At 62.4% G+C, this 19,066-nt stretch carries 19 protein-coding genes and 3 pseudogenes; 12 read left to right on the top strand and 10 right to left on the bottom strand.

Annotation, left to right across the window (positions count from 1 at the left end):
- Nucleotides 1-344: 344 nt before the first annotated feature.
- The 4 genes from CXY71_RS21285 (at nucleotide 345) to CXY71_RS18440 (ending at nucleotide 3,892) form a co-directional block, all read left to right on the top strand.
- Nucleotides 345-509: a hypothetical protein gene (locus tag CXY71_RS21285; RefSeq protein ID WP_158253157.1), complete on the top strand. Its 165-nt coding sequence runs from the start codon at nucleotides 345-347 to the stop codon at nucleotides 507-509.
- A gap of 324 nt (nucleotides 510-833) precedes the next feature.
- Nucleotides 834-1,175: a hypothetical protein gene (locus CXY71_RS18450; protein WP_199184370.1), complete on the top strand. Its 342-nt coding sequence runs from the start codon at nucleotides 834-836 to the stop codon at nucleotides 1,173-1,175.
- A gap of 468 nt (nucleotides 1,176-1,643) precedes the next feature.
- Entirely contained in the window at nucleotides 1,644-2,171 is a 528-nt protein-coding gene (locus CXY71_RS18445; RefSeq protein WP_104138947.1) for a hypothetical protein, read from the top strand.
- A 236-nt stretch (nucleotides 2,172-2,407) separates the two neighbouring features.
- Nucleotides 2,408-3,892, top strand: coding sequence for a DDE-type integrase/transposase/recombinase (locus CXY71_RS18440; protein WP_199184369.1), 1,485 nt, complete (start codon nucleotides 2,408-2,410; stop codon nucleotides 3,890-3,892).
- A 17-nt stretch (nucleotides 3,893-3,909) separates the two neighbouring features.
- Here the strand turns inward: CXY71_RS18440 and CXY71_RS22235 are convergent.
- A pseudogene (locus CXY71_RS22235) lies at nucleotides 3,910-4,059 on the bottom strand (GIY-YIG nuclease family protein); the annotation flags it as partial.
- 147 nt (nucleotides 4,060-4,206) lie between these two features.
- Between CXY71_RS22235 and CXY71_RS22420 the strand changes: the two are divergent.
- Nucleotides 4,207-4,329: a hypothetical protein gene (locus CXY71_RS22420; protein ID WP_255412647.1), complete on the top strand. Its 123-nt coding sequence runs from the start codon at nucleotides 4,207-4,209 to the stop codon at nucleotides 4,327-4,329.
- A gap of 98 nt (nucleotides 4,330-4,427) precedes the next feature.
- Here CXY71_RS22420 and CXY71_RS22230 read toward each other — a convergent pair.
- The 4 genes and pseudogenes from CXY71_RS22230 to CXY71_RS21280 all read right to left on the bottom strand — a co-directional run.
- A pseudogene (locus CXY71_RS22230) lies at nucleotides 4,428-4,715 on the bottom strand (flagellin); the annotation flags it as partial.
- Nucleotides 4,716-5,804: 1,089 nt separating this feature from the next.
- A pseudogene (locus tag CXY71_RS21540) lies at nucleotides 5,805-6,314 on the bottom strand (flagellin); the annotation flags it as partial.
- A 221-nt stretch (nucleotides 6,315-6,535) separates the two neighbouring features.
- On the bottom strand, nucleotides 6,536-7,693 hold the full coding sequence (locus CXY71_RS18425) for a flagellin (protein WP_368665908.1): 1,158 nt from the start codon (nucleotides 7,691-7,693) through the stop codon (nucleotides 6,536-6,538).
- 774 nt (nucleotides 7,694-8,467) lie between these two features.
- A complete protein-coding gene (locus CXY71_RS21280) occupies nucleotides 8,468-8,632 on the bottom strand; it encodes a hypothetical protein (RefSeq protein WP_158253155.1) in 165 nt (54 codons plus the stop codon).
- Nucleotides 8,633-8,932: 300 nt separating this feature from the next.
- On the opposite strand from CXY71_RS21280, the gene CXY71_RS18420 reads away from it, so the two are divergent.
- Nucleotides 8,933-10,348 carry an HNH endonuclease signature motif containing protein gene (locus tag CXY71_RS18420; RefSeq protein WP_233204727.1) on the top strand — a complete coding sequence of 472 codons (1,416 nt, stop codon included), beginning with the start codon at nucleotides 8,933-8,935 and terminating at the stop codon, nucleotides 10,346-10,348.
- Here CXY71_RS18420 and CXY71_RS18415 read toward each other — a convergent pair.
- From CXY71_RS18415 to CXY71_RS18405, 3 genes are all read right to left on the bottom strand, one after another.
- Nucleotides 10,345-11,010, bottom strand: a complete 666-nt coding sequence (locus CXY71_RS18415; protein ID WP_104138936.1) for a maleylpyruvate isomerase family mycothiol-dependent enzyme — start codon at nucleotides 11,008-11,010, stop codon at nucleotides 10,345-10,347. The two genes, CXY71_RS18420 and CXY71_RS18415, sit on opposite strands and share 4 nt — an antisense overlap.
- Nucleotides 11,011-11,142: 132 nt before the next feature.
- Nucleotides 11,143-11,478, bottom strand: a complete 336-nt coding sequence (locus CXY71_RS18410; RefSeq protein ID WP_104138933.1) for a flagellin — start codon at nucleotides 11,476-11,478, stop codon at nucleotides 11,143-11,145.
- A 99-nt stretch (nucleotides 11,479-11,577) separates the two neighbouring features.
- Nucleotides 11,578-12,414 carry a sigma-70 family RNA polymerase sigma factor gene (locus CXY71_RS18405; protein ID WP_104138931.1) on the bottom strand — a complete coding sequence of 279 codons (837 nt, stop codon included), beginning with the start codon at nucleotides 12,412-12,414 and terminating at the stop codon, nucleotides 11,578-11,580.
- A gap of 352 nt (nucleotides 12,415-12,766) precedes the next feature.
- On the opposite strand from CXY71_RS18405, the gene CXY71_RS18400 reads away from it, so the two are divergent.
- From CXY71_RS18400 to CXY71_RS18385, 4 genes are read left to right on the top strand one after another with little or no spacing between them, the layout of a single operon-like run.
- Nucleotides 12,767-13,252, top strand: a complete 486-nt coding sequence (locus CXY71_RS18400) for a flagellar protein FlgN (RefSeq protein WP_104138928.1) — start codon at nucleotides 12,767-12,769, stop codon at nucleotides 13,250-13,252.
- 10 nt (nucleotides 13,253-13,262) lie between these two features.
- Nucleotides 13,263-14,702: a flagellar hook-associated protein FlgK gene (gene flgK, locus CXY71_RS18395; RefSeq protein WP_104138925.1), complete on the top strand. Its 1,440-nt coding sequence runs from the start codon at nucleotides 13,263-13,265 to the stop codon at nucleotides 14,700-14,702.
- Between the two features lie 3 nt (nucleotides 14,703-14,705).
- Entirely contained in the window at nucleotides 14,706-15,602 is an 897-nt protein-coding gene (flgL, locus tag CXY71_RS18390) for a flagellar hook-associated protein FlgL (RefSeq protein ID WP_104138922.1), read from the top strand.
- Nucleotides 15,599-16,042, top strand: a complete 444-nt coding sequence (locus tag CXY71_RS18385; protein ID WP_233198475.1) for a flagellar assembly protein FliW — start codon at nucleotides 15,599-15,601, stop codon at nucleotides 16,040-16,042. The genes flgL and CXY71_RS18385 overlap by 4 nt, the downstream gene beginning before the upstream one ends.
- A 57-nt stretch (nucleotides 16,043-16,099) precedes the next feature.
- Here the strand turns inward: CXY71_RS18385 and sufU are convergent, their stop codons facing one another.
- Together sufU and CXY71_RS18375 are read right to left on the bottom strand one after the other, a co-directional pair.
- Nucleotides 16,100-16,633 carry a Fe-S cluster assembly sulfur transfer protein SufU gene (gene sufU, locus CXY71_RS18380; RefSeq protein ID WP_104138919.1) on the bottom strand — a complete coding sequence of 178 codons (534 nt, stop codon included), beginning with the start codon at nucleotides 16,631-16,633 and terminating at the stop codon, nucleotides 16,100-16,102.
- Nucleotides 16,630-17,991 carry an aminotransferase class V-fold PLP-dependent enzyme gene (locus CXY71_RS18375; protein ID WP_104138916.1) on the bottom strand — a complete coding sequence of 454 codons (1,362 nt, stop codon included), beginning with the start codon at nucleotides 17,989-17,991 and terminating at the stop codon, nucleotides 16,630-16,632. The genes sufU and CXY71_RS18375 overlap by 4 nt, the downstream gene beginning before the upstream one ends.
- A gap of 97 nt (nucleotides 17,992-18,088) precedes the next feature.
- On the opposite strand from CXY71_RS18375, the gene clpS reads away from it, so the two are divergent.
- Both clpS and CXY71_RS18365 read left to right on the top strand, forming a co-directional pair.
- Entirely contained in the window at nucleotides 18,089-18,373 is a 285-nt protein-coding gene (gene clpS, locus CXY71_RS18370) for an ATP-dependent Clp protease adapter ClpS (protein WP_104138913.1), read from the top strand.
- Complete coding sequence (locus CXY71_RS18365; RefSeq protein ID WP_104138910.1) at nucleotides 18,370-18,930, top strand: DUF2017 family protein; 561 nt, start codon at nucleotides 18,370-18,372, stop codon at nucleotides 18,928-18,930. Before clpS ends, CXY71_RS18365 begins: the two co-directional genes overlap by 4 nt.
- The last annotated feature ends 136 nt before the right edge of the window (nucleotides 18,931-19,066 follow it).

Below are 19,066 nucleotides of genomic sequence, written 5' to 3'. Positions count from 1 at the left end.
GGGCGTCGGTGTGCCGGTTTAGCCAGCGAAGCTGCCGTTGCGCGCCAAGAAATTCCCCCAGTGAAATCGGCACCTGTCTGAGTGCTCACTGAAAGATAACATAAGGAATACTGTGCATTTTGCCGTGTGGTGCCCGATGGGATGCGCGGTCGCCGCCCGCCCCTGTCGAACGCTGGCACACCGCTCGCGGGACCGTGGATTCGGCGCGGTTCCCGGCCCGGCGGTTGGCCCAGCGCGTTGACCGCGCCCAATACTGGCTCGCGTTACGGTAACCGGCATAGCGCGCCCGTATCGGGCGCGGCGGCGCACGCCAGCGCGACGTGGAAGGCCAGCATCGCGCAGACTTGAGCAGTCTCGACAACCCACCCATCTCGCTGATCGAGCTTGCCGCGATCGCCATCGACCAACGCGATCTGTCTCAGGTACCCGCCGGGCAGCCCACCTCCGGTGGCATCCGCTTCACCAAATCGGCGATTCGCCGCTCCAGGCTCTACCTGCTGCCGATATAGAACGTCCCGTCGAAGCACTTCACCATGTATGCATAAGGCATGGCGACCAGAGTGGCACCATGCCGGCCGGCCCGCAAAAGTTATCCACTGGCGGATGCGGGATGGCCGGCTTCCCGAGACCGGCTCGGCCATCGAAATGGGGCGTCCCCGAGACCAGGCATTGGCGTCGACCCTACATCCAAGCAAAATACATGCACTTCGGGCTGCGGAATAGACTGCACTCTTGGGTGCTTTATACTTGCTTTTCCTTGAAATTGCGACTGTAATAGGAACATGAGACCCACCACAACGCAACGTCCAGGGCTTCGCGCGCACGAAGAATCAGTGCGGTTCACACCGGCCGAAATCGCATCGGGCCTTCGCGAGATTCTCGGCGCGCGGCTTGTCGCGTACATGGGCCGGGTCACCTCGACCCGCCAAGTAAATGAATGGGCGACCGGGCAGACCAAGCTATCTGAGGACAAACTCGATCGACTCCGCACCGCGTATTTTGTGGCCGCGCTACTGCGCGAGCGCGAGGGGGCTGCTACGGTGCAGTCGTGGTTCAAGGGCATGAACCCGCAGCTAGATGATCAGGCACCAGCGCTCATGCTCCGCGATCAACCGTTGGCTACCGCAGGTCCGGCAGTTGTGGCTGCCGCGCGCGCCTTCGCCTTCATCGGATGAACCCGCCCCATTTGAGCTGCCCTCTACAAGCGAGTTCACACAACGGATGCTGCATGACCAGTTTTCGAGGCCAGCCAGCGTCAATCTTCCGCGGGTCGTGACCGTGATCTCATAAGTTTTCAACCACGTCTAGGGCGTGGATACCAGCGTCAAAACCCACCGCTCATCCCCCTTGACCATATGAGGATCACGCAGGGTACTCTGCACACATTCCCGACGACCTCGGCCGGTCACAAGCGCGGCCGCACCCGGATCGAGCGGGAAACGTGGTCACAGCAATCTCGCCTGGCTCGAATCTTTGTGGGTAGAGTCGCGTTAAGCGGTATAACTTAATTCGCCAACCGGATGCAACGATGTCCGCCCTTTCACGACCCTCTCTGTCTGCTCGACAGTGGCGAGGACGTCTGTCATGAAGACGCGACCGAAGAATGCCGAACCTATCAATTTCTGAGAGGCGCAAGGCGACAAGTGACGACCTTGTACCTCGACGAGAGCAAGAGCAAGGCCTACACCATTGTTTCAGTGGCCCTGCGCACCCAGGACAGTCCGATCGTGCGGAAAACACTCATGCAGCTGCGTATGAAAGACCAGCGACGCATCCATTTCGTGAGCGAAAGCGATTCTCGACGCCGGCTCATCCTTTCGACTCTCTGTGACCTGGGCATTCAAACGTATGTGTATGAGGCGGCCGGCATGCCTGAAGCGCAGGCTCGAGCGTTGTGTCTGGCTGCAGTGGTCGAGTATATTACCGTGCTCGGGGCAAGCCGCATCGTGCTGGAGCAGGACGACTCTGTTGTCGCCTTCGACAAGAAAGTTCTCCGTGACGAACTGTTCGCGCGGGCCTTGCATAAGAACGTGTCCTATGCGCACGAGCGGTCGGTCGCCGAACCCCTGCTATGGGTCCCCGACGCGGTCGCATGGAGTTTCGTCCGCGGCGGCGATTGGCGTCGACGCGCGGACCCTATGATCATCAACGTGCGTAGGCTGATCGCTTAACGCGCGAAACTCGGTACACCAACCGTCCGGAAGGCTACCGAGTTCACTTCGCGGAACTATTGCCCCGCGCTCCGATTAGATTACGCCGACAACTCGTCATCCGCAAGTGCACGCGTTGACTCATAGAAAACCTACGCGTAGGTGGATTCGTTGCCTCAGTAGAAAACCTCCGCTTTGCGGCGTGGTTTCTGACTTGGTGATGGATGTGCGTTACGCCCGTTTCTATGGAGCTGACAATGACGCAGCGGCAGGCTGTGACGCAGAAGAAAGCGCTCGCGTATCGGAGCGCGGACCGAGCGGGTAAGTCCCGCATTCTGGACGAGCTGGTCGAGTTGACGGGCTGGCATCGCGACTACGCGCGTGCGGCGTTGCGCGGGGCTGCGGCGTTGAAGATCGTGAGGCCGCGGCCGGGGCGAGCTCCGACCTATGGGTCGGCCGTGACGAAGGCCTTGGTGAAGTGTAGGGCGGTGTTACGTGCGCCGGCAGGGAAGCGACTCGCGCCGATGCTGGGGGTGTTGGTGCCGATGCTGCGTCGCGATGGTGAGCTCGACCTCAGCGACGAGGACGCGGCCTTGCTGGTGCGGATGAGCGCCGCGACGATTGACCGCCGGTTGGCGCCGGAGCGGGCAAAGATGATGTCACGCGGGCGCTCGCATACGAAGCCAGGGACGTTGTTGAAGTCGCAGATCCCGATCCGAACCTGGGCCGATTGGGATGACGCTGTTCCGGGTTTTGTGGAGATCGATCTAGTCGGTCATGAGGGTGGCAACGCGTCCGGCGAATTCTGTTTCACCCTGACTGTCACTGACATCTCGACCGGGTGGACAGTAAACCGGTCCGTGAAAAACAAGGCATCGAGGTGGGTGTTTGAAGCGTTGCAGCATGTGATGGAGGTGTTCCCTTTCCCGATCATCGGGATCGACTCGGACAACGGCTCGGAATTTATCAACGAGCATCTCTACCGGTACTGCCTCGACCATGAGATCACCTTCACGAGGTCCCGGTCGCAGCACAGCAACGACGGGGCGCACGTTGAGCAAAAGAACTGGACCCATGTCCGTGAATTGGTGGGTTACCTCCGTTACGACACTCCGTCCGAGTTGGCCAAACTCAACGAGATTTGGGAACTGGACCGCATCTTCACCAATTACCTCCTGCCCCAACAGAAGCTGGTGTTCAAGCAGCGGCACGGGGCGAAGGTGACCAAGAAGTACGACACGGCGACGACCCCGCACCAACGCGCGATCAAGGACGAGACGGTGCGGAAGCGACCGATCATTCATATGAATGCGCAGTTCAAACAGCTCAAGCCCGCGGCCCTATCCAGGAAAATCCTGGCCCTCACCGGCGAACTCGAGACCTTGTCACTGGGCCAAGAAGCCCGCGCCGTCCAAACCGGCCGTCAACCACTCGTTCAATCGCTAAGTCCGCGGAGGTTCTCATTTGAGGCAATGAAAAACCTTGCCAGAGGTATTGACATGAGGCAACGGGGTGCACGTGCATTCTGCCGTCCCCACCCTGTTCGACAATCCCCCTTGCCGTTGATCGAACTCGCCGAGATCTCCATCGACCAACGCGACCCGTCTCAGGTAGCCGCGTCGCCGACGCCGTCCACGCCACCGCCCGGGGGCATCCGCTTGACCAGATCCGCAATCCGCCCTTCCATGAGCGCGACCCGCTTCTTTCGGCCCCAGTTCTGCAGCTGCTTCTCGCGTCCGTAGGCATCGATCATGAGCTCGTACTCCACGAAGTAGACGAGTACGACGGGCCGGCGGGCGGCCGTGTAGCTGGAACCGCCCTCCTCCTTGCCGTGATTGTGCTGCCAGATCCGCCGCTCCAGGCTCCACGTACTGCCAATATAGAACGACCCGTCGAAGCACTTCACCATGTATGTATACGGCATGGCCACCAGAGTGGCACCGTGCCGCCCAGCCCGTAAAAGTTACCCACAGGCCGGGTAGCGGATGCGGAATGGCTGGCTTCCCGACACCGACCCCGCCAGTCCACGCGGGTCTCGGCAGGCTCGACCAACGGGATGGGGACGTATCCGAGACTGGCTCGCGCTTACCTCTGCAGCCCGACCAATCCGCTGATCGAGCCCGCCGAGATCGCCATTGACCTACGCGACCAGGCCTACGAAACGGAGGTCACGACATGAAAATAGCCTGGCCGCAGCTGAAGAGCGACGTCCAATTCGCTCTTTGACTGCGGCCAGGCTCAGGTCAGGATCGACCTGTTTGTTTGGTTGTACCGGTGTTACTGGAGCAGTTGCAGAACGCCCGAGTTGGACTGGTTGGCCTGCGCGAGCATGGCGGTTCCGGCCTGCGACAGGATGTTCGCCCGGGTGTATTTGACCATTTCCTCGGCCATGTCGGTGTCGCGAATACGCGAACCGGCAGCGGTGAGGTTCTCCTTCGAGACGGCCAGGTTCTTGATGACGCTCTCGAACCGGTTCTGGTTGGCACCGAGCTCGGCGCGGGCGCTCGACACCTGGGTGATCTGGGCGTCGATTTCCGTCAGCGCAAGTGCCGCGTTGGCCGCAGACGAGAAGTCCAGGGCCGCAACGACGGTCGTAACGTTGGCCGTCGTCGAAACCTGCTCATAGGCGTCGGTACCATCGGTCACACCGGTCGAGGCGACCTCGGGGCCTGCAGAGCCCACGGCTGTGCCTGCTGCGCTGAAAGCCGTTAGCGCCACAGAAGACACGGCCGTTCCACCGGTCGCAGTCGTAGCACTAACGGTAATCGCGTTAGTCGTTGCATTGTTCTTGGTGGCATCCACCGACGTGATCTTCAACGCTCCGCCATCATTGCTGGCAAGGAACGTTGCTCCGATACCAGTACCGGTGGTCTTGTTCAACGCAATCACAAGCGTGTCAATGTCAGTCTCGTCAGCGGTGATGGTGAACTCCGCAGTTTGTCCGCCACCCTGGGCGAAGGTCAACTTGTTGCCAGTCGCGATTGTGTACGTCGAACCCTTGGTCGACACCGCACCAGCCGTGTTTCCAGAAACCGTGATGCCATCGTTCGTCGGGTCCGTGAGAGTCTTGTTCGCCGAGGTGATGGTGAACAAACCGGCCGTTGTTGCGTGCTCACTGATCGTGAACTTGCTAGCGTTGCCACCGTTGCTGGTGTCGGTGTTGAACGCAGTCACGATTTGAGCATTAGTGAGCGTGCTAGTTGCCCCGCCAAAGTCATGGCTAATCGAATCGCCGTTTGCCTGCGTAATTGTCACAATGCCGGATACGGTGGCTTTGTTGATGGCCACGCCTGAGGTCGACACCGTGCCGGCGCTTGTGGTGGAGACCGTGATCGCGTTCGTCGCGCCGCTGGCGAGCGAAGCATCCTGCGACTGGATGGTGTACTTGCTGGGGTCGGTGGCATTTGCCGTCACGGTGAAATTGCCCCCGGACGACGTTGCAGCTAACTTCAGCTTGGCGAGCACATCGGCATCCGTACGAGTGCTGTCGGCCGCACCGAAGCTCGCTGTGAAGCTGAGCCCGCCGGCCTGCTTGATGTTGACGTCGCCGGTCACAGTCGTGGCGTCAAAGGCGACGCCGCTGAGCTGAACGGCTCCATCGGCGATGGTGGTCACTGCCTTGACGTTCGTACCGCCGCCGATGGCGTTGGCGACCGTAGCAACGTTGGACTTGCCGAGGTCAACCTCAATGCGGCTGCTGGCCTCGGCGTTGGCGCCGATCTGGAAGCTCAGCATCGACTTAGTGCCGTCGAGAAGCTGGGTGCCGTTGAAGTTTGTCGACTCGCTGATGCGAGTTAGTTCCTTGCTCAGTGCCGTAACTTCAGTCTGGATAGCCTGGCGTGATTCCTTGTTGTTCGAGTCGTTACCGGCCTGAACGGCGAGGTCACGAACGCGCTGCAGAATTGACTGCACCTCGTTGAGTGAACCTTCTGCGGTCTGGAGAACGCTGACCGCATCCTGAGCGTTGCGGGCGGCGACCGTGAGGCCACCGACCTGCGACTTCAGGCCTTCGGAGATTGCGAGACCAGCTGCGTCATCCGCGGCGCGGTTGATGCGCAAGCCACTGGAGAGCTTTTCCAGCGACTTGGACAGGTCATTCTGCGTTGTTGCGAGGTTGCGGTACGCGTTGTTCGCCGCAATGTTTGTGTTTACCTGCATGCCCATGAGTAATCCTCCGTGATTGGGTCTAACTTCACCGGCCCATCCATGGGCCAGCACCCAGAGCTATCGGCGGGGGTAGACAACGGGGTTAGAAGAAATCACGAAAAACTTTGTGGCACGACGAATAAGCCCGGCGGCATCCGCTTCACAAATTTGCATTCATGAGCGGATGCCACCTGGCTTAGATCAGCGGTCGATCTCGCTGGTGACGCCTACTTCAGGTGTTACTGGAGCAGCTGCAGCACCCCCGAGTTGCTCTGGTTGGCCTGCGCGAGCATGGCGGTACCGGCCTGCGACAGGATGTTCGCCCGGGTGTACTTGACCATTTCTTCGGCCATGTCGGTGTCGCGAATACGCGAACCGGCAGCGGTGAGGTTCTCCTTCGAGACGGCCAGGTTCTTGATGACGCTTTCGAAGCGGTTCTGGTTTGCACCGAGTTCAGCGCGAGCCGTTGAAACGTTCTGAATCTGGGCGTCGATCGCCGTGATGGATGCCTGAGCAGCCGCGGACGAGTCAAATCCCAGGGTGGTTGATCCGGCAACGACCGTGACCGCCTGTGCGTAGGTACCGGCAGTCGTGACGTCCTGGTCGATGGTGATGGCGGACGCGCTGCCCGACTTGGACGTTACGACCAACTTGCCGGCCTCATCGGTCGATGCGGTGAAGTTCTGAGCAAACCCGGCATCGGCGTTGAGGTTGGTGGCAACGCCCGCGTTGCTGGTCGGAGCGGTTCCCGGAGCAGCAACCGTAACAACGGTGCTTCCCTGGGTGAACTCGTAGCCCTTGGCGTAGTTGACGGTTGCTGCTGAGGCCGACTTGACCGCCGTCGTGCCGAAGGTCAGCGCGGTGACAATAGAACTTACGTTCGCGCCAGCGAGGTTCACAGAAATCTTGCTGCTGGCATCGCCGTTTGCACCGACCTGAAACGACAACGACGTCTGGTTGCCTGCCGTAACCGAATCTACGTCGCCACCGAGCAACTTCGTGCCGTTGAAGTTAGTGGCGTCTGAGATACGCGTGAGCTCTTGGCGCAGGGAGCTCACCTCAGTGGTGATCGCACCACGAGATGCCACGTTGTTCGAGTCGTTACCGGCCTGAACAGCCAGGTCGCGCATGCGCTGAAGGATCGAGGTGACCTCGTTGAGCGAACCTTCAGCGGTCTGGATGACCGAGATGCCGTCCTGAGCGTTACGAGCGGCAACCGTGAGGCCACCGACCTGGGACTTCAGTCCTTCCGAGATTGCGAGACCAGCTGCGTCATCCGCGGCGCGGTTGATGCGCAGGCCACTGGAAAGTTTCTCCAGCGACTTCGACAGGTCGTTCTGCGTTGTTGCGAGGTTGCGGTATGCGTTGTTTGCCGCGATGTTTGTGTTGACCTGCATGCCCATGATGATTCCTCCGTGAGTGGGTGTTGTTACACTGGCCCATCCATGGGCCAGTATCTACATCTATCGGTCGCCCCCCTATGGGGGTAAGCAGTGCGGCGATTAAAACTCATTAACTTTAATTTCGCCGCTTTTCGTCTATATATATGACAGCTCGCGAGTCGCACTCGACGGCATATTTACCTGTCCACCCCCGATATAACCGCGTATTTATGCGGATGTTGCCTCTCGCGCCCTGCGCACCGACCCGCCTTTCCCAGGCCTTCGGCCCCGAAAACAGCCCACCCCCCGCTTGCGGGACACGTCGATTCCCCCGTAGCGCTGGTGGTTGACGTGGCCTCCCCCGAGTGGGTGCCACCCATAAAAGGCCAGATGAGGCCAGAAATCTCCGATAAACAAAACGACACGCCGCATGATCATTTACGAGCGAATTCGCGTGCCCCCACTCTGGGGTACTCACTGTCTACCCCAATATTCGAGAATCATCCGCGCGCAATGTAGCAACACGCCACATCCCCGGTTTTACGCGGTTTCGGTCGCGCCCCACTCCGGGGCACACCTTGTCTACCGTCTGGCGATGCCAACCAGGCGCGCTGAGAAGGTTCCCGGCAGCATCCGCCGGGCGCGACAAATTCTTTGGCGCAGCAACTACAGCTGAAATGCCGCGGCACGCCTTTGAAAACATGGCCCTGGTTTGATCAAGTGCCACGAGCTCAACAACGTGCCGCGACGCCAAGGCGGCCAGCCCTAGCGGCCAGCCTTGGCGGCCAGCTACGCGCGCTGGGGAGAAGCCTCAGCCACAGCCATCCGCTGCAGGGCAGCCGCGCGGTGGATGCGCCAATCACTGCGCACCGCATCGTCATCAGACCCGATCTCCCTTGCAAAGTGCAGGTCAGCCTGCACAGCCATGACAACATCGGCGTCAGAGACGTTCACAGCGGAACAGTGTCGCGCAGAATGAAAGTCGCATCGAACTTACGAACGAGACTCATGCTCGAAAACCGAGCTATAATCTGAGTAAATCTCGCTTTTTTGTTCGATGGGTGAGATAATGAATGTATGGAGATCAACGACGATCCACCGCCGAAACCGGCGCCGGCCACGCTGGCAAGAGCGTTTCGCGTCGGGCAGCAGGGTACTGAGGAGATAGCTGCAGCGACGCATGAAGGGAACGGCCAGCGGAGGCCCAATCAACCGAAGACGAAGCGCAGATCCACAGTGGATACCTTGGACTACGTGATCGCAGGTGCGCTGCAAGACTGGCGGACGCGGCCGGTCGACGAGGAACAGGTGCGGCTACTTGACGAGGTTCGAGAGTGCGATCTGGCCATCAACCGTGCCCACGCCGCCCGCGCGGCCGCAATCGATCGGGTCGCCGTATGGGTGGCTGGCACGGCGGAGACTGGTCGACCGCTGCCGGCAATGTTGCTGACACGCGAAGCGCAAGACGCTGGCGAGACTGGTCGCCCGTTGCAGCGCTGGTCGGAGAAGAAGGCCGCCGAGGAAGGCCTCGTCGCGGAGCTCGCTTGTCTGCTCCGGGTGCATGACAATACCGCCCGCAATCTGCTCTGCATGAGCAAGATGCTGCAGCACGAACTGCCGGCGACCCGCGCCAAGCTCGCCGACGGCACGATCAGCTACCGCCACGCGGAGATCATCGTCAACAATGCTCTGTCGCTGCCCGATGATGCCTGGGCCGCCTTCGAAGTTGAAGCCCTCACCGGGGTGGAAGACCTCACGGTCGGGCAGCTCAAGAAGCGGGCGATCACCGTGCGGGAACTTTCCCACCCCGAGTCGATCGTGAAACGCCATAAGAAGGCACTGAGCGAGCGGTGGTTCTCCGTCATTCCTGCCCAGGACGGCATGGCCTGTCTCGAGATGATCCTCACGCAAGAAGACGCCGCCGCGATCACCGACCGCGTCGACTCCCTAGCACGCAGCCTGCACAACGCCGCCGAGCAAGAACCCGTCGATACCCGCACCCTCGGCCAGCAACGCCTCGACGTCGCCGTCGACCTCCTGCTGACCGGAGTGACCGAGACGGGCCTGGGCGCCGGAGTGCAGGGCTTGGTAAACGTGACCGTGCCGGTGCTGACCCTCATGGGCCTCAGCGACGAACCCGGAACCCTCGACGGATTCGGACCCATCGACGCCGAGACCGCCCGCCGAGTCGCCGCCACAGCGAAAAGCTTCACCCGCATCCTGATCCACCCGGAGACCAGCGCAGTGCTCAGCGTCGGCAAGACCCGCTACAAGGTCCCAGCCGACCTGAAGAAGTGGCTGGAGATTCGCGACGGCACCTGCCGATTCCCCGGCTGCACCCGGCAAGCCCGACACAGCGAAGTCGACCACACCCACGACTGGCAATACAACGGCGAAACCCGCTGGGACAACCTCGCCCACCTCTGCAAACGCGGGCACCGCCTCAAAACCGAGTCCGGCTGGACCGCCGAGCAAAGCACCGACGGGGTGATGCACTGGACCAGCCCCGCCGGCAAACACTACGCGACCCACCCCGCCACCCGGCTCGGCCCGAACTCTGCTGCCGCCGCGAGCGAACGCGCACCAGCGGAGCAGATCCCGAAGCGACCGGTCGATGTCTGGGCCGAACTCGCTGACCCCAACCACGACTGGGCCAGAACACCCTTCTAGAGCGACCTTGCAAGTAACCCACCGGGGCGGCCGAACAGGAACAGCAGGTGCGCCTCTGCCGTTCCGAGGAGTTCGGGGCCGCGGCCGACGCACCAGTCAGCATCCGTCGCCACCAGCGTGCGAACGCGGAGTATGGCCTTGATCGCTGTCGGCGCGATCAAGCTCTGACGCAGGGCTACCGCGCCGGATACCGTCGGCGCCACCGGCAGTGTGAGACCGAGCGGATGCGCCAGGTCGAGACCGTGCACTACGGCCTCGGTGAGTTCGGTAATGCCGTGGCGCCCGTAGCCGGCCGCCTTGCTTGCGGCGATCTGCCTGATCTGCGCGACGAGTTCGGCCGGCGTCGCTTCTGCTGCGGCACGACTGAGCACATCGATCGCCCGGTTGGGATTGATGAAGTGACCAAAATAAGCGCGTGTCGCAGTGCTGACCAGCTCGCGGTTGGAGCTGCCAACCCGCCACACGATGTGGCCGGCGACGTCCCGAACCCGCCAGCCCTTGCAGAGGCTCGACGACTCCCACTGCTCGGCAGTGAGCCCCGCGAGCAGATTGGCGCTCGCCGTGAGCGTGGTGGCGAGATAGTCGCGCCAGTTCGAGTTCGCGCCGGATTCGTCACCGACACGTCGCTGGCTGAGCGGAAGGTATTTCGACAGGTCGGCCATATTATTTAGCGTAGACGACAGCGATCGGTAGCACGCAGAAATACCTCGCCTAGGAACACCACTACCCCGCCGACCGAAGTCGACGGGGTAGTGGCAGGGAACACACCGCAGTCGCTGGAGCGGCTGCGACGACTACTTACGTGCGGGCTCGAGGAGCTGCAGCACGTCAGAGTTCGACTGATTGGCCTGGGCGGACATGGCGACGCCCGGCTGCGCGAGAATATTCTCCTGCGTGTGCTTGGACATCTCGGCGGCCATCTCGCTGTCGCGCAGCGGAGTGCTTGCGGCGATCTTGTTCTCGGTTGCAACTTGGGAGAGCTTGCCATCGAATTCGACGGTGTCGGCGACGACGCGGTCTCGAATTCCGCCCGAGAGGGCGACGGTTGGCTGAGCGAGACCGCTTTGCGACGCTGCCAGGTTGCGCAGGGCTGTCGAAGCGGAGTGCGAAGTGTTGACCTGAATGCTCATGATTTTTTCTTCCGTGAGATGTGATTGTCACGCCGGCCCGTCCGTGGGCCGATGCTGTTTGGTGAGGTGAAACTAGGCAGTGAATTGGTACTGCGGGGGTCAGGACGCGATGCGGGCGACCTCGGGTATGGCATCTTCTAGGAGTGGTCCTCGCACCGTGCGGGTCATACCCACGGCTGCCAGGTCGGCGAGTCGAGCGAGGTAAGCGCTGCGACGGGCTGGTGCAATGCGCGACTCCGGCTGGTACACAGCCTCGGTGTCATCGGCATAGTGGGTGCTGAGGCCATCACGCAACAAGCGGATGGCCTCGGCTCGGGTCTGAGACACGGCCGAGTGGGTGGTTCCCAGGTCGGCTGCAATCTCTTTAACCGATCGGTCGTCGAAGTAAACCTGCTTGACGATCTCGCGCATTTTCTCCGGCAGGGCCGCGATAGCAGCGCGCAGGTAGACCAGTCGCTCATCTGAGAGCAACGAAGATTCGGGCATGGCCGTGTCAGCCACGAGAAATTCGGCGGTGGTGTCGTCGAGGGTGGTCAGCGTGCGGGCGGCATCGGAGAGGCCAGCAGCGGCGGTCTCGCGATCGACACCGAGCGCGGCGGCAACTTCTTCGACGTTGGGCGTGCGACCCAGAGCTGCGGACAACGTGTCCTGCACGGAGAGCGTTTCCTTGATGCGGCGGCGCGCAGTGCGGGTGGCCCAGTCGTTGGAACGCATCTCGTCGGCAAAAGCACCGATGATGCGACGGCGGGCGAAGGCACCGAAGGGAACGCCGAGATCGGGATTGAAGGCATCCGCTGAAGTGATGAGGGCGACGGCGCCAGCGGAAGCGAGATCATCGCGAGACAGGTGACGAGCCTTGGCCCAGACCTCGGACACAAGGTATCCAACGAGCGGAAGGTTCTCGACAACGAGGGCATTGCGCTCAGTCCTATTCACAAGCCGGCCCCCCAGAATTATTTCACTACCTGTCAAAATGTGCCCGCTCATGCGCCACACGCAATAGACCCGACGGCCTGTTACCGCCAATCTACCCCAGAAAAGGGTAAATGGGTAGTATCTTTTTACCCATTTGACCAATTTCCTGTCCCTCGAAGGGGGGATTGGCACGTTCCGGAGGTTGTTGTCTGGCATTCAGGCAACATCGCGGCGGCAAAGTGTTGGAGTTTTCGTGAATTGCGAAGTCTTTTTCTAACGCTTTTGGGTGACCGACCGAGAGTGGGATTGACGGAATCGATGCATCTACATGGGTAGCTGCCGAACTAGGCCGATAAAGGTGGTTGGAGGACTCTTGGGCGCCAATGAACTCTCAGCGTTGCTCTGGCGCGAACGAGAACTCCTGGAACTGCTGGTGTTCAAGCTCGAAGAAGAGCAACTACTGCTGCAGGGCGGCAAGTCACGCTGGCTCCAGCACGCCACCCGCGAGGTCGAACAGGTCTTGAACCTGGTGCGCGAAGCTGGCCTCGGCCGCTCGGTCGAAGTGGCCGCCCTGGCTACCCTGTGGGGAACGCAGGACGATTCAACCCTGCGCGAGCTCGTCGCCAACGCCCCGACCGGTCCGTGGGGTGAAATCTTCGCCGCCCACCTCAAGGCCATGGGCGATCTCACTACACAGATCAAAGAACTGCGCGACTCCAACGAGCGCTTCATCCGCAACGCCGCCCGGTCTACCCAGGAGACCATGGCCAGCGCGAACATCGGCGCCAAAACTTACGACGCGAGCGGAGCGACCGGCGCCCCGGTGACGAACGCCCGCATCTTCGACCGAAACCTGTGAGGACGTTGCGATGAGTACTTTCAGCGGCCTGAACACGGCCTACTCAGGACTCGTCGCGGCCAGAAAAGGTCTTGACGTTGTCGGACAGAACATCTCCAACGCCAACACGGTCGGTTATACCCGTCAACGGGTGACCACGTCGGCCGTGGGCAGCCTGGCCGAAACCGGCCAGCTCACGAGCGGCCTGCGCGTGGGCGAGGGCGTCTCCGTCGACGGCATCGCCCGCCTCGGCAATGCCCAGCTGGATGCCCACGTGCGCAACTCCGCAGCGGCCGCCGGCTACACCGCCGTGCGCGCCAATTCCCTGAGCAGCATTGAGACCTCGCTCAACGAGCCCGGCGAGAACGGCATCTCGGCCAAGCTCGACGAGTTTTGGGCCGGCTGGCAGGAACTCGCCAACGGATCGGACTCGGCCACTCCCGCAGCATTGCTCCTCTCTACCGCCGGAGAATTCACCACCATGATCGCGCAGGGCTACCAGGTCGTCAGTGACGAGTATTCCTCGGTGCGTGGCGACCTTGGAAGCATGGTCACCGAGCTCAACACCGCGGCGAGCCAGGTGGCCGCCCTCAACGTGCAGATTCGCACGACCCTCGCCACCGGCGGCAGCGCCAACGAACTGCTCGACCAGCGCGAACTGCTCACGACGACGATTTCGGCTCTCACCGGGGCATCCGTTGTGGCGCAGAGTGACGGAACGGTCAACGTACTGATCGGCGGCAATGCGCTCGTGAGTGGCGGGACGGCTAGTGCGCTCGCGGTTTCTGACGCTGAAACGCTGGACGATGCCATGGGCGGCGGCACGGTCACCCTTGCCTGGGCGGATCTCGCGCGGACGGCTGCTGTGACGATTGACGGAGGCGAGATTGCCGGGGCGTTGACGTTGTTGGCTCCGAGTGGCGATCTGGTCACGGCCGCGACCGGCTACAACAATTTCGCGACGGACCTTAAGAATAAGGTCAACGAGATCTATACGACTGGCAAGTCTTCAACGGGAGCGCCGTCGAGCGAGTTCTTCTTGTCTGACACGAGTAAGCCTGCCGCCCTCGGCCTCTATGTCGTTCCCACGAAAGGTTCTGAGGTCGTCGCTGGCGACATCGAAAACGGTGGCGCCTACGACGGTTCCGTAGCGGATGCCATCGCCCAGCTGGGCGCTGGCCAGGCTACCAACGCTGATGGGAGCGTCGCCTCCCCCAATACCAAGTGGTCAGACTTCGTCTCGACCATTGCTGTCGCGACCCAGTCCGAGCTGCAGCAGGCCAACCTGGCCAGCACCACCGCCACCTACGCTTCCAGCCAGCAGCTCGCCAATTCCTCGGTCGACCTCGATGAGGAGAACGTGAACCTGCTCATGTTCCAGACCGCTTACCAGGGCGCCGCCCGGGTGTTGACGGCCGTAGACGAAATGCTCGATACCCTGATCAACCGCACCGGACTGGTAGGAAGGTAAATCATGATCACCCGTGTCACCGGCCAGACCCAGATGCGCGCGGCCCAGCGCAACCTGCAAGAAAACATGGCGCAGTTGTCCAAGCTGCAGGAACAAGCCAGCACGCTCAAGGGCATCAACCGGTCGTCCGACGACCCAACGGCCGCGGCATCCGCTCTCGCGGTGCGGGCCGAGCAGGCCGCGACCGGCCAGTACAGCCGCAACGCCAACGACGGCGACAACTGGCTCACGACCATCGACTCCGCCATGTCGGCCACGAGCGACATTATGATTCGGGTGCGCGACCTCACGGTGCAGGGTGCCAACGGCGCGGTCAGCGCCACCGCCAAGGAAGCCATCGCGGTTGAGCTCGAAGGGCTCAAGGCCGAGCTGCTCACCCAAGCGAACACCACCTATGTGGGGCGCAGCGTGTTCGCGGGCAATTCGAATGCCCGGGCAGCATTTACCACCGACACGAGCGGTAACCTGACCTACAACGGCGTCGCCGGAACCGTCGAACGGCGCATCAGCGCTGACACGACAGTTCGAGTGGATGGCGATGGTGCGGCGATTTTCGGTGGGAGCGCCGGGGAATCCGTTTTCGATCTGCTCGACGATGTCATCGCGAGCCTGCGCGGCGACGGCACTGACGTCAGCAGCTACCTCGGGAACATTGACACCCGAATGGGCAAGATGACGAGCGAGTGGGCCACCATCGGTGCCCGCCAGGTGCAGATTGAACGCGCGCAGGAGAATCTGCTGAGCAAGACCGGAGCGCTTGAGACCCAACGCGTCGGACTCGAAGACGTCGACCTCACCCAGATTGTGCTCGAACTGCAATTGCAACAGGTTTCCTACCAATCCGCCCTCGCTGTCACCGCCAAGGTGCTGCAGCCCACACTGATGGACTTTCTCCGATGAGCACTTCTCCGATGCCCCCCGTGTCGCCAAGTACAGAGTCGCCGAGCGTTGCGTTGGTCAGCCCGCTGCTGAGCTTCGTCACTCCGCCGCCCGGGCTCGATCCGCACACGGACTTTCGACTGAGCGAGATCGAGGGCGCTACCGGGCTGTACTCACTGCAGGCGGAAGCCGAGCCCGAGACGCGCATGTTCGTGCTCGACGCCGGAGTGTACCTGCCCGACTACTCCCCCGTGATCTCGAGCGAGCAGTCCGACGCCCTCGCGATCGTGGCCCCGGCCGATGCGATCGTGCTCGTCGTGGTCAACCCCGGTGAAGAGACGACGACGGTGAATCTCATGGCTCCGATCGTAGTCAACGCGCTGACCGGCATCTGCGCCCAGGTCATTCTTGACAGCCAGGACTGGCCCCTGCGCGCCGAGCTCGGGGCCCTCGCCGCCTAATTGCTCCACACGCCGAGCTTTCTGCGTGAGATGCCATCTTCTAGGTAGTGATGTCAGCTAGCGCGACTCCGCCTCGATCAGCGCAGCCTCGAAGGCTACCCACGGCAGCATGGCGCACTTGACCCTGGCCGGGTAGCGCGAGACTCCCCCAAAGGCCGCGGCGTCGCCGAGAATCTCTTCGTCGGGCTCGATCTTGCCGCGCGAGCGCAGCATCTCACGAAAGTTGTCCAGCAGAGCGCGGGCCTCGGTCACACTTAGGCCGCGCAGCGTATCCGTCAGGATCGAAGCGGATGCCTGCGAGATCGAGCAGCCCTCCCCGGCCCAGACCAGATCGAACACCGAGGTATCCGTTGAAGCGCCAGCGGCCGAGTCAACGGCATCCGTCTCGGTAGAAGCATCAGCGCCGAGCGAGACGCGCAGCGTCACCTCGTCGCCACAGGTCGTGTTGATCTGGTGCGATTCGGCCACGCGCAGGCCGCTCGCGGCGCCGCGGGATACGGCGTCGGCCAGCGGCACGAGGTCGACGGCTCCGTGCCTGGCTTTGGAGTGCTCCAGAATAATGGTCTGGTAGAGAGTCTGCAGGTCGCTCATCGCTTGACTGCCCCGTTCACGCCGAAGAACGGCGCGACCTCGGCGAGGGTGGCCAGGAACAGGTCGACCTCGTCGGTCGTGTTGTACAGGTACGTGCTAGCCCGGGTCGAGGCGGTCACGCCCAGTCGGCGGTGCAGGGGTTGGGCGCAGTGGTGGCCGACGCGAACGGCGATGCCGGCGTCGTCGAGAAACTGGCCGACATCGTGGGCGTGCACACCGGCGACATCGACGGCGGTAAGTCCCAGGCGCTCCACGCCGAGTCCGGGGCCGAGCAGGCGTACGCCGTCAATCTCCGCGAGGCCGGCGACCAGGCGCTGGCCGAGCTGGGCCTCCCAGGCGGCGACCCGATCCATACCGGTTTCGCGCAGGTAGTCGACGGCCGCCGCTAGGGCGATCGCCTGGGAGATGCGCTGGGTGCCGGCTTCGAAGCGCTGCGGCGGCGCCAGAAATTCGGCCGTCTGCATGTTCACGGTCGTGATCATCGACCCCCCGGTCAAAAACGGCGGCATGTCGGCGAGCAGGTCGGCCTTGCCATAGAGCGCGCCGATACCGGTCGGACCGAGCATCTTATGACCCGAGAAGACCGCGAAGTCCACGTCGAGCGCCTTGACGTCGACCGGCAGGTGCGGCACGGTCTGGCAGGCGTCGAGCACGACAAGCGCGCCGACCTTACGGGCCAGGGCGACGAGTTCGGCCACCGGGTTCAGGGTTCCGGTGACGTTCGAGCCATGCGTGAAGGCGAGCAGTCTGGTGTGGGGGCCGACAACATCCGCTGCGGAAAGCAGGTCGAGAGTGCCGTCATCGAGAACGGGAATGAAGCGCAGCGTGGCGCCGGTGCGCAGCGCGAGTTGCTGCCAGGGAATGAGGTTGGCGTGGTGTTCCATCTCGGTGACCACGATCTCGTCGCCAGCGCCAAGGCTGAATCGCCGGGCCGCCCGGCCGCCGAGGCCGAGCGAGGCGTTGGAGAAGCTGTAGGCCAGCAGGTTGATGCCCTCGGTGGCGTTGGAGGTCCAGACGATCTCGTCTCCCCGGGCGCCGACGAACGCGGCGACCGTCTCGCGGGCCGCTTCGAACACCTCGGTCGCGTCGACGGCCAGCGTGTGGGCTCCACGGTGCACGGCAGCGTTGCGCTGCTCGTAGTACTCCTGCTCCGCTTCCATCACGCTGATCGGGTTCTGCGAGGTCGCGCCGGAATCCAGATAGGTGAGCGGATGCCCGTTCACGCTTTGATGCAGCACCGGAAAATCGTTGCGAATGCGCTCCACTGCGGTGTTGGTCAGCGGGGCAGTTTCGCGGTGCGGGGCAGTTTCGCGGTGCTGTGCAGTGGAGCTTGCGGACGATGGAGCGATAAACGTCATACACCAAGGATATTCCCTCGACCCGAACGCGGGCGCCGCGCGGTGCAAGTGTGACCAAACGGTGGAAAACGCGTTGGGAGCGTGTGAGGCTTAGCGGGTGACCAAGACTGCCGAACAAACCGAGCTGCGCGAGTCGGTCGCACTCGACCGCCCCTGGGTGACCCTGGTCTGGGACGACCCGGTCAACCTCATGTCCTATGTCGCCTACGTTTTTCGCAGCTACTTCGGCGTCACGCCCGAAGAAGCCGAGCGGCTCATGCTGCAGGTACACAACAACGGGCGGGCCGTCGTGGCGACCGGCAACCGCGAATCGATGGAGCGCCACGTCGAAGCCATGCACGGCTACGGCCTCTGGGCCACGCTTTCCAAGGCCGAGGAATGAACGCCGTGCGGCGGTTCACCGCGCAGGAGGACGGCGCCCTGCTTGGCCGGTTCGAACCGATCGAGGCCGACCTGCTGCGCCTGGCCACCAAACAGCTTCTGGAAATGCTCGACTCCGGCAGCGCCGACCCCGAGCTCGCTGAAAGTGACGGAATCTTCGCCCGGCTGCTGCCTGACGCCTACCGCGACGATGACGAAGCGGCGGCCGAGTTTCGCCGGTATACCTCGGTCAACCTGCTCGAGCGCAAGGCGCTCAACGCGCAAATCGTGATCAACACCCTCGGCCTCAGTTCTGGCGAAGAAGATGCCGCTGCCGAAACGGATACCGCCGCTACCGACACCGAGCATCGCCAGCCGATCACGATCAGGCTCGCCCCGGACGCCGTGCAAGCCTGGCTGCGCAGCCTCACCGACCTGCGGCTGACGCTGGCCGACCGACTGCAGATCTCCCCCGATGGCGTGGTGCACCTCGCCACCGAAGACACTCCGTTCCTGCGCGAACTGTACGACTGGCTGGGCATGTTGCAGGAAGAACTGGTCTACTCGATCGACGTCTGACCGCCGAGATTTCGGCGCTTCGATGCATGTTTCATCGGCACTTCGATCGGTGCTTCCCTACGTGCCAGGGTTGGGTGAGGCCAGTAGCTAACAGCAAGTCCGCCGTGTGACGTAGGGCGAGAATCAGGAATCATCA

Source organism: Cryobacterium sp. Y62, from assembly GCF_002929785.1.
Classification (GTDB): Bacteria; Actinomycetota; Actinomycetes; order Actinomycetales; family Microbacteriaceae; genus Cryobacterium.
The sequence above is the reverse complement of the archived record's forward strand: the minus strand, read 5'-3'. Positions and strand labels throughout refer to the sequence as shown.